A 13748-nucleotide genomic window follows, 5' to 3' on the forward strand; every position below is an offset into this window, starting at 1 on the left:
GCAGCCCTTATTAAAATTTATTCTTATTTTAGGTTATATACATTCATGTCCATTTATGTAAAAAATTCCTGCTGACCTTGTTTATGTCTTGTCAGTCACCATTTGCAAAACCATATTTGACCCTCAAAGAGGCTGAATTTGATAAGTAACTTGCTACATACTCATAATAAGGAGCTAAATAGAACACGAATGGGAAATACACAAATGCTAAACTAAAGAAGATATTGGCCAAAATAAACGCTATACCGAGAGAGAAACTTGATTTTTCAACTTCCTAAAACGGTGTTGTTCAAACATTTCTACTTATTTGTACTTGCCAGTTGAACCTACGCTTCCCTAATAAAATGTCTATGGTAAAAAGTTAAAAAATCCTCCCACTTTTGTTAGATATATTTTTTTGTGTAATTTTGTAATCGTTATGCGGCAGTAATAATATACATATTAATACGAGTTAGTAATCCTGTAGTTCTCATATGCTACGAGGAGGTATTAAAAGGTGCGTTTCGACAATGCATCTACTGTAGTATATTATTGCTTAATCCAAATGAATATTATAAATTTAGGAATTCTTGCTCACATTGATGCAGGAAAAACTTCCGTAACCGAGAATCTGCTGTTTGCCAGTGGAGCAACGGAAAAGTGCGGCCGTGTGGATAATGGTGACACCATAACGGACTCTATGGATATAGAGAAACGTAGAGGAATTACTGTCCGGGCTTCTACGACATCTATTATCTGGAATGGAGTGAAATGCAATATCATTGACACTCCGGGACACATGGATTTTATTGCGGAAGTGGAGCGGACATTCAAAATGCTTGATGGAGCAGTCCTCATCTTATCCGCAAAGGAAGGCATACAAGCGCAGACAAAGTTGCTGTTCAGTACTTTACAAAAGCTGCAAATCCCGACAATTATATTTATCAATAAGATTGACCGTGCCGGTGTGAATTTGGAGCGTTTGTATATGGATATAAAAACAAATCTGTCGCAAGATGTCCTGTTTATGCAAACTGTTGTCGATGGATCGGTTTATCCGGTTTGCTCCCAAACATATATAAAGGAAGAATACAAAGAATTTGTATGCAACCATGACGACGATATATTAGAACGATATTTGGCGGATAGCGAAATTTCACCGGCTGATTATTGGAATACGATAATCGCTCTTGTGGCAAAAGCCAAAGTCTATCCGGTGCTACATGGATCAGCAATGTTCAATATCGGTATCAATGAGTTGTTGGACGCCATTTCTTCTTTTATACTTCCTCCGGCATCAGTCTCAAACAGACTTTCAGCTTATCTCTATAAGATAGAGCATGACCCCAAAGGGCATAAAAGAAGTTTTCTTAAAATAATTGACGGAAGTCTGAGACTTCGAGACGTTGTAAGAATCAACGATTCGGAAAAATTCATCAAGATTAAAAATCTAAAGACTATTTATCAGGGCAGAGAGATAAATGTTGATGAAGTGGGTGCCAATGATATCGCGATTGTAGAAGATATAGAAGATTTTCGAATCGGAGATTATTTAGGTGCTAAACCTTGTTTGATTCAAGGATTATCTCATCAGCATCCCGCTCTCAAATCCTCCGTCCGGCCAAATAAGCCCGAAGAGAGAAGCAAGGTGATATCCGCTCTGAATACATTGTGGATTGAAGACCCGTCTTTGTCCTTTTCCATAAACTCATATAGTGATGAATTGGAAATCTCGTTATATGGTTTGACCCAAAAGGAAATCATACAGACATTGCTGGAAGAACGATTTTCCGTAAAGGTCCATTTTGATGAGATCAAGACTATCTACAAAGAACGACCTATAAAAAAGGTCAATAAGATTATTCAGATCGAAGTACCACCCAACCCTTACTGGGCCACAATAGGGCTGACTCTTGAACCCTTACCGTTAGGGGCAGGGTTGCAAATCGAAAGTGACATCTCCTATGGTTATCTGAACCATTCTTTTCAAAATGCCGTTTTTGAAGGGATTCGTATGTCTTGCCAATCTGGTTTACATGGATGGGAAGTGACAGATCTGAAAGTAACTTTTACTCAAGCCGAGTATTATAGCCCGGTAAGTACACCTGCTGATTTCAGACAGCTGACCCCTTATGTCTTCAGGCTGGCTTTGCAACAGTCAGGTGTGGACATTCTCGAACCGATGCTCTGTTTTGAGTTGCAGATACCCCAAGTAGCGAGTTCCAAAGCTATTACAGATTTGCAAAAACTGATGTCTGAGATTGAAGACATCAGTTGTAATAATGAGTGGTGTCATATTAAAGGGAAAGTTCCATTAAATACAAGTAAAGACTATGCCTCAGAAGTAAGTTCGTACACTAAGGGCTTAGGCATTTTTATGGTTAAGCCATGTGGGTATCAAATAACAAAAGACGGTTATTCTGATAATATCCGCATGAACGAAAAAGATAAACTTTTATTCATGTTCCAAAAATCAATGTCATTAAAATAATGGAGCGGTCAGGAAATTTCTATAAGGCAATACGGTTGGGATATATACTTATCTCCATTCTTATCGGATGTATGGCATATAATAGCCTCTATGAATGGCAGGAGATAGAAGCATTAGAACTTGGCAATAAAAAAATAGACGAGCTCCGAAAAGAAATAAACAATATCAATATTCAAATGATAAAATTTTCTCTATTGGGTGAAACAATACTGGAATGGAACGATAAAGATATCGAGCATTACCATGCACGGCGTATGGCAATGGACAGTATGCTCTGCCGTTTCAAGGCCACCTATCCAGCAGAGCGCATCGATAGTGTGCGCAGTCTTTTAGAGGATAAGGAACGACAGATGTTCCAGATAGTCCGGTTAATGGATGAACAACAATCTATTAACAAGAAGATAGCCAATCAAATTCCGGTTATTGTACAGAAAAGTGTGCAGGAACAGTCCAAAAAGCCAAAACGAAAAGGTTTCTTAGGCATATTCGGCAAAAAAAAGGAAGTAACTCCAGCAGTATCAACCACTATCCTTCATTCGGTCAATAGAAACGTAATCAGCGAACAGAAAGTGCAGGATCGCCAATTGTCGGAACAAGCCGACAGCCTTGCAGCTCGTAATGCAGAACTTAACAGACAACTGCAAGAATTGATTTGCCAAATAGAAGAAAAGGTACAAACCGAACTGCAAAGCCGGGAAAACGAAATAGTTGCCATGCGTGAAAAGTCATTTATGCAAGTAGGCGGTTTAATGGGATTCGTTCTTCTATTGTTGTTAATTTCCTACATCATCATACATCGTGATGCAAAAAGCATTAAACAATACAAGCACAAGACAACTGATTTGATAAGGCAACTGGAACAATCCGTACAACGGAACGAGGCACTGATAACGTCAAGGAAGAAGGCGGTACATACTATCACCCATGAACTGCGCACACCGCTGACAGCAATAACAGGCTATGCCGGACTGATACGGAAAGAACAGTGTGAGGATAAGTCCGGGCAGTATATCCAAAACATACTGCAATCCTCCGACCGTATGCGGGATATGCTTAACACTTTGCTTGACTTCTTCCGCCTGGACAACGGCAAGGAACAGCCCCGTCTGTCACCCTGCCGGATTTCAGCAATCACGCACACACTTGAAACGGAGTTCATGCCTGTTGCCGTGAACAAAGGGCTGTCCTTGTCCGTGAAGACTGGACACGATGCCATTGTATTGACCGACAAAGAGCGAATAATACAAATCGGGAATAACCTGCTGTCAAACGCTGTCAAGTTCACAGAAGAAGGCGGTGTTTCTTTGATTACTGAATATGATAATGGAGTTCTGACACTGGTCGTTGAAGATACAGGTACAGGCATGACAGAAGAGGAACAGAAACAAGCGTTCGGTGCGTTTGAACGTCTATCAAATGCCGCCGCAAAGGAGGGTTTCGGGCTTGGGCTTGCCATAATGCGTAATATTGTGTCGATGCTTGGCGGAACAATCCGTTTAGACAGCAAGAAAGGGAAAGGCAGTCGTTTCACAGTTGAAATTTCTATGCAGGAAGCTGAAGAACAGCTTGGATATACAAGCAATACACCTGTTTATCATAACAATAAATTCCATGATGTTGTCGCCATTGACAATGATGAGGTATTACTTCTGATGCTGAAAGAGATGTATTCCCAAGAAGGAATACACTGCGACACTTGCACCGATGCTGCGGCACTGATGGAAATGATACGCCAGAAAGAATACAGCCTGTTGCTGACAGACTTGAATATGCCCGATATAAACGGTTTCGAATTGCTGGAACTGTTGCGTTCGTCCAACGTGGGCAATTCACCAACAATCCCGGTGGTTGTGGCAACCGCTTCGGGCAGTTGTAACAAAGGGGAACTATTGGCAAAAGGCTTTGCCGGATGCCTGTTCAAACCGTTCTCCATATCGGAACTGATGGAGGTTTCCGACAGGTGTGCCATAAAAGCGACACCGGACGGGAAACCGGACTTTTCCGCCTTATTGTCCTATGGCAATGAAGCCGTCATGCTGGAAAAGTTGATAACTGAAACAGAAAAGGAAATGCAGGCGGTACGGGATGCAGCAAAAGAAAAAGACCTGCAAAAGCTGGATTCCCTGATCCACCACCTGCGCAGTTCGTGGGAGGTGCTCCGTGCCGACCAACCGCTGAATGTACTTTACGGATTGCTTCGTGGCGATGCTCTCCCGGATGGTGAAGCGTTAAGCCATGCCGTGACTGCCGTGCTGGATAAGGGAGTGGAAATAATACGGTTGGCAGAAGAGGAAAGGAGAAAATACGAAGATGAATAAGACAAAAATAATTGTGGTGGAAGACAACATCGTGTATTGCGAATATGTCTGCAATATGCTGTCACGGGAGGGCTACCGCAATATGAAGGCTTACCACCTCTCAACCGCGAAGAAACATCTGCAACAGGCAACAGATAATGATATCGTGGTTGCCGACCTGCGTCTGCCTGACGGCAGTGGCATAGACCTTTTGTGCTGGATGCGAAAGGAGGGAAAGATGCAGCCCTTCATCATTATGACCGACTACGCCGAAGTTAATACCGCCGTGGAAAGCATGAAACTCGGCTCGATAGACTATATTCCCAAACAGCTTGTGGAGGATAAACTTGTCCCCCTGATCCGTTCCATACTGAAAGAACGTCAGGCAGGACAACGCCGTATGCCTATATTCGCCCGTGAAGGTTCCGCCTTTCAGAAAATCATGCACCGCATAAGGCTGGTAGCCGCCACCGATATGAGCGTGATGATATTTGGTGAGAACGGCACGGGCAAGGAGCATATTGCCCACCTGTTGCATGACAAGAGCAAACGTGCAGGCAAGCCATTTGTGGCGGTGGACTGCGGTTCACTCTCCAAAGAGCTTGCACCGTCGGCTTTCTTCGGACACGTCAAAGGTGCATTTACAGGTGCGGACAATGCCAAGAAAGGATATTTCCATGAGGCGGAAGGCGGCACGTTGTTTCTGGACGAGGTAGGAAACCTCGCGTTGGAAACCCAACAGATGTTGCTCCGTGCCATACAGGAGAGGCGGTATCGCCCGGTCGGAGACAAGGCAGACCGGAATTTCAATGTCCGCATCATCGCTGCTACCAATGAAGATTTGGAGGTATCGGTGAATGAAAAGCGTTTTCGGCAGGATCTTCTGTACCGCCTGCACGACTTCGGGATAACCGTTCCTCCGTTGCGTGACTGTCAAGAAGACATTATGCCGCTGGCAGAGTTCTTCCGTGATATGGCAAACAGAGAGCTGGAGTGTAGCGTGAGCGGGTTCAGTTCCGAAGCACGTAAAGCGTTGCTGACACACGCATGGCCGGGCAACGTGCGGGAACTTCGGCAGAAAGTTATGGGTGCTGTATTGCAGGCGCAGGAAGGTGTTGTCATGAAAGAGCATCTGGAACTTGCCGTGACGAAACCGACCTCTACTGTCAGCTTCGCCTTGCGCAATGACGCGGAGGATAAGGAGCGGATATTGCGTGCGTTGAAACAGGCAAACGGCAACCGGAGTGTCGCCGCAGAACTGCTCGGCATAGGCAGGACAACACTATACAGCAAACTTGAAGAGTATGGACTTAAATATAAATTCAAGCAATCATAGCCCGTAATTCACTGAATTTGGCTATCTTTGCATAACATTTGAGAAAAACGGCGATTGGCAGGAGCTTTTCGCCGCCAACATATAGGATAAGACCGCAAGGCGTTTCAAGCGAAAATCTGGTAAATTGGAACTACGGAGACGATTGCGTGATGCTTATGCTATGCTTACGCATAGCGTGCATTCACGTACTCTCCGTAAAGGCTTTACCAGAGCCATCGCTTGAAGGTAGTGTGAATTGCACGCTACTTTTTTACCCTTGCCTAACGAAAGGAAACGATTATGGGTAAAGTTCAGATTCTCGCCGTACTGACGATGGACGGATGTCTTTCTTCAGAGTTATATGATAAAGCACATCAGGATTTGTGCCTTGACCGTTGCGGTCTTGATGAAATCAGGAAGAAAGCCTTTTACCGTGTGACACCGGACTATTCCATTTCAATGCTGCACGAATGGAGAAAAGACTGCACAAACATCCGTTACCTCGCGGAAGCCACACCGGACACGGCAGACTATATAAACGGACTGCTGCGGATGCACGCTGTGGATGAAATCATACTATACACCGTTCCTTTCATATCCGGAAGCGGACGACATTTTTTTAAGTCGGCTCTGCCAGAGCAACACTGGACGCTTTCCTCTTTGAAAAGCTATCCCAACGGTGTATGTCGCATTATCTATATCCTTGATAAAAAAGCAAGATAGCCAAAATGTGCGGCAAGCATACATTTCTATTTTCAGGAATAGAATAAATGTTCCGATTACAAACAATTTAAGTCGGAGATAATTTGTCCTTGTGAAAAAATACTGAATTTTATACCTCTGAAATCCAGCACTTTGTAAAATTGAGTGTTGGATTTTTTATTTTCTGCCGCGTTTTTTGCCAATTATATTCATGTGCGCACGCAGAAAACAAAGTGTAATTTTCAAAATTGACAGAACCATGAATTATTTCTTGCTGGCGGAAACCGACTTTTTCCGCCTGATAAACGAAGCCGGCGACTGCAATATGGAAACGGCATACACGGCTTTCGCCACCCAAGTGATCGAACTGTGCAACGGCGGCATGGACATGAACCTTACCGTCATCGCGCTTGCCTACATCGAAATCGAGTTGCAGCACCATCCCGTACGTAATCTGTCAGAAGAAAAAAGAGAGATTGCCGCCTACGTCAGCAAGGCTCTGTCTTTCGTAAGAAAGATGCAGAAATTCCTTGCCACGCCCCAAGTGCCACCACTAATATCCGCCAACAACGCAACAGAAACCACCGCCAGCCTTCTTCAATGGACGGGCAATGCCATCGACCTCGTGGAACTTATCTACGGCATAGACGTGATGGGCTGCATCAACAACGGCAATATGCCGCTCAAACAGCTCGCCCCACTTCTCTATAAGATATTCGGGGTTGATTCTAAAGACTGCTACCGCTTCTACACTGATATCAAACGCCGGAAGAACGAAAGCCGCACCTATTTCATTGACAGGATGCAGGAAAAACTGAACGAGAGAATGTTGCGTGATGAGGAGTTGGAGCGGATGAGAAAATAAAAAAATATCCATTACATATGAGAAGACAGGAATACTCGTATCCTGTCTTTTTATTTTCATTTAATTATATATTAATTAGCACAATATATGTGAGTTTTTCATTCCTATAAGGACAAATTTCAGAAACGTATGTCTGGTAAATTATTGAGTCATCATAGTATGAACATATATCATTACTAAAAACAATGAAACAACTTCCATAAGATTGTGGTTGTAAAAATCGCCATTTAATAGCCCGTTTTTTTGTAAAATTCGCCAATTAAAAAAATATGATTATCTTTGCATTATATTTTATAAGGTATGGAAACAGTAAATAGAATACTTCAAGAGAAGATTACAGCACGAATCGCGCCCAATAAAGCAGTACTGATTTTTGGTGCTCGCCGTGTTGGTAAAACGGTAATGATGCGTAAAATTGTGGACAACTATTCAGGTAGGACGATGATGCTCAACGGCGAAGACTACGACACATTAGCACTATTGGAGAATCGCTCAATAGCCAATTATCGGCATTTATTGGATGGTATTGATTTGCTGGCTATTGATGAGGCACAGAACATACCACAAATCGGTAGTATTCTGAAGTTGATAGTTGATGAAATACCGGGAATAAGTGTCTTGGCAAGTGGTTCTTCGTCATTCGATTTGCTGAATAAGACTGGTGAACCGTTGGTCGGCCGCAGTACGCAATTTCTCCTTACACCATTCTCGCAACGGGAAATCGCACAGACGGAAACGGCACTTGAAACCCGCCAGAACCTCGAAGCGCGCTTGATTTACGGTTCCTATCCCGAAGTAGTAATGATGGAGAACTATGAACGTAAAACAGACTACCTACGTGATATTGTCGGTGCATACCTGCTTAAAGATATCTTAGCAATTGACGGCTTAAAAAATTCGAGCAAGATGCGCGATCTACTGCGATTGATAGCTTTTCAGTTGGGCAGCGAAGTTTCTTACGAAGAGTTAGGTAAACAACTCGGCATGAGCAAGACGACCGTTGAAAAATACCTCGACCTATTGGAAAAGGTCTTCGTTATCTATCGTCTGGGGGCTTATTCGCGTAACCTACGCAAGGAGGTTACAAAAGCTGGCAAGTGGTACTTCTACGACAACGGCATTCGCAATGCCATTATCGGGGCTTTCTCACCGCTGGCCATTCGGCAGGATGTCGGTGCGCTGTGGGAGAACTACATCATCGGAGAGCGGCGCAAAGCGAACTTCAATGAGGGACTGCACAGGGAGTTCTATTTCTGGCGCACCTACGACAAACAGGAAATCGACCTGATTGAGGAGAGTGCCGACAGTCTTACCGCCTTGGAGTTCAAGTGGGGAAATAAAATGCCGGCCGCACCGAAAGCCTTCCAAGAAGCCTATCCCTATGCCGAGTTTCATGTGGTAAATCGGGAGAATTATTTGGAGTTCGTATAATCAATAAATTACGTATATGGAAACAAAACTACAATCCAAACAGCAATATCCGCGGTTTATCCAAAATAAACCGTGTGGTATTGACAAATTCGATGGAGGTTCGCAAGAAAGGTTGGCAAAAACTATTGCTCGCCATTTTTGTCAGAATGATTCATTGGATGAGGAATGTACTTTACCTCGAATTATCGGCATCGAAGGTATTTGGGGATCTGGAAAATCCAACGTGGTTAAAATGTTGGAACGTGAATTATCAGACGACTATTACTTTTTTGAGTATGACGCATGGGGACATCAAGAGGACTTGCAACGCCGCTCTATATTGGAATTGCTTACAAGCAAACTTATTGATGATGGTATCCTATCTGGAAATGCAACAATAAAAGTCAAAGGTGGAGGTACGAAAACCGTATCATGGTCTGAAAAGCTGAAATATTTATTAGCCCGTAAAACGGAGACCGTAACCGAAAAATATCCCCTTATCAGTAATGGTATGGTTGCGGCATTTTTGGTTGCAGTTTTAACTCCGATATTTACATTTATTGCGTATGCAGTAAAACCTACACCCACAACATGGTGGTTTTCTTTATTGTCTATTATCATAGCTGCACTGCCAGTTCTTATTGCATTGTGCGTTTGGAAATGGGCATATAGCAAAGATCATAAATATGGATGGAGTTATATGTTAGCTATTTATCAAGATAAAGTCGAAAAGGACGTTTGCTATGAGACTTTGAGCGAAGACGAACCAACGGTTTACGAGTTCAAAACATGGATGCAAGACATTTCTGATTTTATCAAGGAAAAAGGACAACGTAAATTAGTCCTTGTTTTTGACAACATGGATCGTCTCCCCGCTGAAAAAGTAAAAGAATTATGGTCTTCTATCCATACGTTCTTCGCCGATAGCGGTTTTGAAAATGTTTGGGCTGTTATTCCTTTCGATGAAACACATTTAGCTTGTGCATTCGGAGATGAGACCGACGAACAAACGAAACAACTGACCAAGTATTTTATCAATAAAACTTTCCCTATTGTTTATCGTGTTGCTCCTCCTGTTATTACCGACTATCGAAGTATATTCAACAAACTGTTTGTTGAAGCATTTGGAGAAACAGAAAATGAAGCGAAAGAAACTATAAATCGGATATTCAGATTGGTAAATCCTAATGCCAATGTTAGGGAAATTATATCATATATCAATGAGATGGTCGCTCTTAAACAAGAGTGGTGTAACGAAATTTTGATGATAAACATAGCATTGTTCTGTTTGAAGAAGACGGATATTCTGGCAAATCCAGTAGAACAAATATTGTCCGGCGACTATCTGAATGGCATTCAAACAATAATTAACAATGATCTGCAAACACAACGCGAAATTGCAGCTTTGGTATATGGTGTCGATGTTGAAGATGCTCGACAAATTCCATTGAAAAAATATATTGAAGGCTGCATCAACGGAGAAGAAGACCACGACATAAATCAATATGCAGAGACTAATAAACAATTTGACACTGTATTAGAAGAAGTTATACAATGTATGGACAATGCGCTTATCGATAAGATTATACATTGTTTGCATAAATTAACTCGAAAGAGCGATGTTATTCTGCGTGTATGGCAAAGAATAGCACAATTGAAATTAAAAGAATCCATAGAGAAGCAGGTGTTCCCTGTCGAATACCAAGAACTGCTGTTGCATTTAGACACGGAAAGCCAAAACCATGTGATTGCTCAATTATATAAGAAGATAGTTCGGTTCAATGACTTCAATGGCGGCGACTATTTCAAAACGTTAGATGCAATAGACAGGTTTATTGCGCAAAATAAGTTGGCGTGCGATTTTACGTCATTGATTGAAGCAAAAACAGTCAAGCCAAATACATTTATCGATTATATTCAAGCTGCAAATGCAACAGATGCTGCCTATCGGGATAACGCGACAACTAAAGCATATAAATATTATCAAGTAGCAACAAATTCGGAGGCGCTCGATAATTATTTGGCAAACTTACTACCCGATAATTTCGACCATGCAGATATTGTAAAAACGTTAAAAGATAATTCTACCTATACGTTTCCAACGCTTTTGCAAGCGATCACGAATTGCATTGATGAACAGAATGTAAATAAAGATAATATAGGGGCTATATTTACAACCTATCGTTTATTGGCATCTGACGAAGAAAGACCTTTACCTGTAACGTTAGATTCAACCTACATAAATCAGTTGCATTCTGAATTAGAAACTGATGGCCGAAACATTAAAGAGTCTGGATATTACGATTTAGTCGCCATGCAATTGGCACATGGTCATTCCGTTTCCTTAATAGAGGGTGGAGATATAAAATATGTTGCAGAACTCATGGACTATTATGTGGATCATGGAGACTTATTAGTAAATAGTGTGGGATGGAATATACCGCTATTAAATGAAACCACTACTGTCCACGAAAACCCTTTAACATTTCAAAAAGTAACAAATTGATAGTTACCCATCAAAATTGAGGCAGAGCTGCAGGTTTTTTCCTTCAGTAAATTCTTCCTCTTTCTGTTCAATGAGCAAGTCACACAATGGCATTTTTGTCAACAATGCCGTGCTTAAAATTCTTAGAACATCATAGGTTTGAAGCTTTAGCCCCATACATTCTTGTACGATAACGACAAGACAATATGCAATGATAGCTGCATAGATTTGTATTTTTACAGCATTCTCCGAGGTTCCATAAAACTCTTTGATGCGCAGATGTTGCTTCAGCCATTTGAAGAACAGTTCTACTCTCCATCTGTATTTGTAAAGCATAGCAACCTGTTCCGCTGTAATTTCAAAATTGTTCGTGTAAAATACAAATGTCCTATTACCATCATAGTCATAGAATACCACTCGTCGAAGTTTATTTGGATATTGCTTCTTAGTCTTGTATCCCTTGAAACGTATAATTTGGTCAGCCATAATTCCAGATGAAGGGTTGTTGTATTCTTTATCCTCTATGACCTCAAACGGCATTTTATGCTTCTCTCTCACGACAAAGTAAGCTTCTGCTCCTTCTATTATATAAAGTTTCCTAGTTGCCATATACGCTCTGTCAAATATATAGAAACTCTCTTTCTCATAGGGAATTAGCTCCATCACTTGAGAATCGTGAACTGAAGCGTCTGTAATGACAGAAAATGTCGGAATGTCTGTCTTCACGTCATACAGTTCATGCAATTTCACTCCTCCTTTCCCATGATGCAGTTTAGTCCACCAGTATACAGAAAGGCACAATGATATTGTTGAGGAGTCAAACGCATAGACATTGTTCGATATGAAGAAGTCCTTGACGACTCCTCGTTTCTCTCTTGCTATGGAAACCATCTTGTCTGCAAACTCTTGGAATATCTTGACTTCGCGTATTTCATTGGCCTTGCTCAAATTGCTTCTACTGACATTCTTTCCAAAACCAAGATGGTGGAACGCTGACTTGAACGGAGTGATGGTTACAATAAGGTCTCGTAATCCCTCACGATTAGACAACTGACCAAATAGAAGAACCATCAGATGATTCCAACAAGTGAAACTCTTCACATATTTATTACCTTCATACTTTTTTATCAACCATTTGAAATGGTCTGTCGGCAGAAAGTCGCACAGCTGTGAAAATACGTATCGACCTTTGTTCATAAGTATCTGCTTTCAAATTGTAATTTGTGGCAAAGATACTCTTTTCAAAAGTAGGGAGTCTATTTTATCTCCTACAAGCTTGTATTTATAGGCGTTTCAAGAGATTATTAAAAGATTTTCGTGGACAGTAGTGAAATGAAACACTACAATACATGGTAAATCATAAACTTGGCTATAAATTATTGCTCTCAGACATATTGCCCCAATTTGAAGATATTAAGAACAGAATAGGTGTAACGGATGAGGTATTTATCGAGCATTTAGCAGAGTGGAATACCGATTTGGATAAGTATATCACTAAGAACAATATTAAAGATGTAATTCCTGACGCATCTTTTTACGATTTGACCACTAAAATAAGCAATGTCCTGACCGATCATATCAATAAAATAGCGTTCGAAGCGTTGTCTGAAATAAGTGTTGATACATTATACGCCCAAAGAACAGCACATACATCATATTATTGGTTTGTCGCAATAAAACATTTACTGGCTAAAATCAAATCCTTGCCAGATAACTTGACTGAATTTGGCAAAAAGATTCTGATGGATATTGCTTCTGGAACTCAAAGTTTGAATCCTTTCCCTAATTGTTTCAAGAATATAGTTGAAAGATTGGATAAACGAAAAATTAAATCGACAGTTACCGATATAAGAAATGATTTCTGCATCGGTAAAAAGACTATCAATGCAATAAAGTTTCAATTTTTCGAAACATGGCTTAGATCGCATGGTAATTTGAAAAGTCAAGCTGGAGACGTTATTGATAAAATAGTGAAACCTGTAATTTCCGATGGGGCATGCCGTTCATTGATTCTGCAAAACAAAGATTTTTATATGGATTTAATAAATACAGCAGGGGATGATGCTTATGAATTGAAAAAGAGTCTCCGAAACCTCATACAAAAAGATTCAGATCCGCAATTGGTTAAATTTGTCAATTCGATAGATTCAGTACCTGAGGTTGAAACCGCGTAAGTATTTGTCTAACAAGTCCGAATTTTACGA

At 41.2% G+C, this 13748-nt stretch carries 7 protein-coding genes and 2 pseudogenes; 8 read left to right on the forward strand and 1 reads right to left on the reverse strand.

What is annotated here, in order from left to right; all coding sequences use genetic code 11:
• Nucleotides 1-544: 544 nt before the first annotated feature.
• From tet(Q) to NQ518_RS08615, 7 genes and pseudogenes are all read left to right on the forward strand, one after another.
• The gene (gene tet(Q), locus NQ518_RS08585; protein WP_004291466.1) at nucleotides 545-2470 is read left to right on the forward strand and encodes a tetracycline resistance ribosomal protection protein Tet(Q); all 1926 of its coding nucleotides are present in this window, start codon (nucleotides 545-547) and stop codon (nucleotides 2468-2470) included.
• Nucleotides 2470-4788 carry a hybrid sensor histidine kinase/response regulator gene (locus tag NQ518_RS08590; protein WP_004291467.1) on the forward strand — a complete coding sequence of 773 codons (2319 nt, stop codon included), beginning with the start codon at nucleotides 2470-2472 and terminating at the stop codon, nucleotides 4786-4788. The genes tet(Q) and NQ518_RS08590 overlap by 1 nt, the downstream gene beginning before the upstream one ends.
• A complete protein-coding gene (locus tag NQ518_RS08595) occupies nucleotides 4781-6103 on the forward strand; it encodes a sigma-54-dependent transcriptional regulator (protein ID WP_004291471.1) in 1323 nt (440 codons plus the stop codon). Before NQ518_RS08590 ends, NQ518_RS08595 begins: the two co-directional genes overlap by 8 nt.
• Nucleotides 6104-6382: 279 nt before the next feature.
• Nucleotides 6383-6805: a dihydrofolate reductase family protein gene (locus tag NQ518_RS08600; RefSeq protein ID WP_004291474.1), complete on the forward strand. Its 423-nt coding sequence runs from the start codon at nucleotides 6383-6385 to the stop codon at nucleotides 6803-6805.
• Nucleotides 6806-7043: 238 nt separating this feature from the next.
• On the forward strand, nucleotides 7044-7649 hold the full coding sequence (locus NQ518_RS08605) for an RteC domain-containing protein (RefSeq protein ID WP_004304269.1): 606 nt from the start codon (nucleotides 7044-7046) through the stop codon (nucleotides 7647-7649).
• 300 nt (nucleotides 7650-7949) lie between these two features.
• The gene (locus tag NQ518_RS08610; protein ID WP_004291480.1) at nucleotides 7950-9080 is read left to right on the forward strand and encodes an ATP-binding protein; all 1131 of its coding nucleotides are present in this window, start codon (nucleotides 7950-7952) and stop codon (nucleotides 9078-9080) included.
• Nucleotides 9081-9096: 16 nt separating this feature from the next.
• Nucleotides 9097-11517, forward strand: a pseudogene (locus NQ518_RS08615) (P-loop NTPase fold protein); the annotation flags it as partial.
• A gap of 51 nt (nucleotides 11518-11568) precedes the next feature.
• Here the strand turns inward: NQ518_RS08615 and NQ518_RS08620 are convergent.
• The gene (locus NQ518_RS08620) at nucleotides 11569-12741 is read right to left on the reverse strand and encodes an IS4 family transposase (RefSeq protein ID WP_227208630.1); all 1173 of its coding nucleotides are present in this window, start codon (nucleotides 12739-12741) and stop codon (nucleotides 11569-11571) included.
• Between the two features lie 134 nt (nucleotides 12742-12875).
• On the opposite strand from NQ518_RS08620, the pseudogene NQ518_RS08625 reads away from it, so the two are divergent.
• Nucleotides 12876-13718, forward strand: a pseudogene (locus NQ518_RS08625) (P-loop NTPase fold protein); the annotation flags it as partial.
• Nucleotides 13719-13748 lie beyond the last annotated feature (30 nt).

Origin of the sequence: Hoylesella buccalis ATCC 35310, assembly GCF_025151385.1 — a bacterium.
Taxonomy (GTDB): Bacteria; Bacteroidota; Bacteroidia; order Bacteroidales; family Bacteroidaceae; genus Prevotella; species Prevotella buccalis.

Excerpts from the sequence above, each read along its gene's own strand:
- NQ518_RS08595 (WP_004291471.1), top strand. The coding sequence starts at position 4,781 with ATGAATAAGACAAAAATAATTGTGGTGGAAGACAACATCGTGTATTGC.
- NQ518_RS08610 (WP_004291480.1), top strand. The coding sequence starts at position 7,950 with ATGGAAACAGTAAATAGAATACTTCAAGAGAAGATTACAGCACGAATC.
- NQ518_RS08590 (WP_004291467.1), top strand. The coding sequence starts at position 2,470 with ATGGAGCGGTCAGGAAATTTCTATAAGGCAATACGGTTGGGATATATA.
- NQ518_RS08620 (WP_227208630.1), bottom strand. The coding sequence starts at position 12,741 with ATGAACAAAGGTCGATACGTATTTTCACAGCTGTGCGACTTTCTGCCG.
- NQ518_RS08600 (WP_004291474.1), top strand. The coding sequence starts at position 6,383 with ATGGGTAAAGTTCAGATTCTCGCCGTACTGACGATGGACGGATGTCTT.
- NQ518_RS08605 (WP_004304269.1), top strand. The coding sequence starts at position 7,044 with ATGAATTATTTCTTGCTGGCGGAAACCGACTTTTTCCGCCTGATAAAC.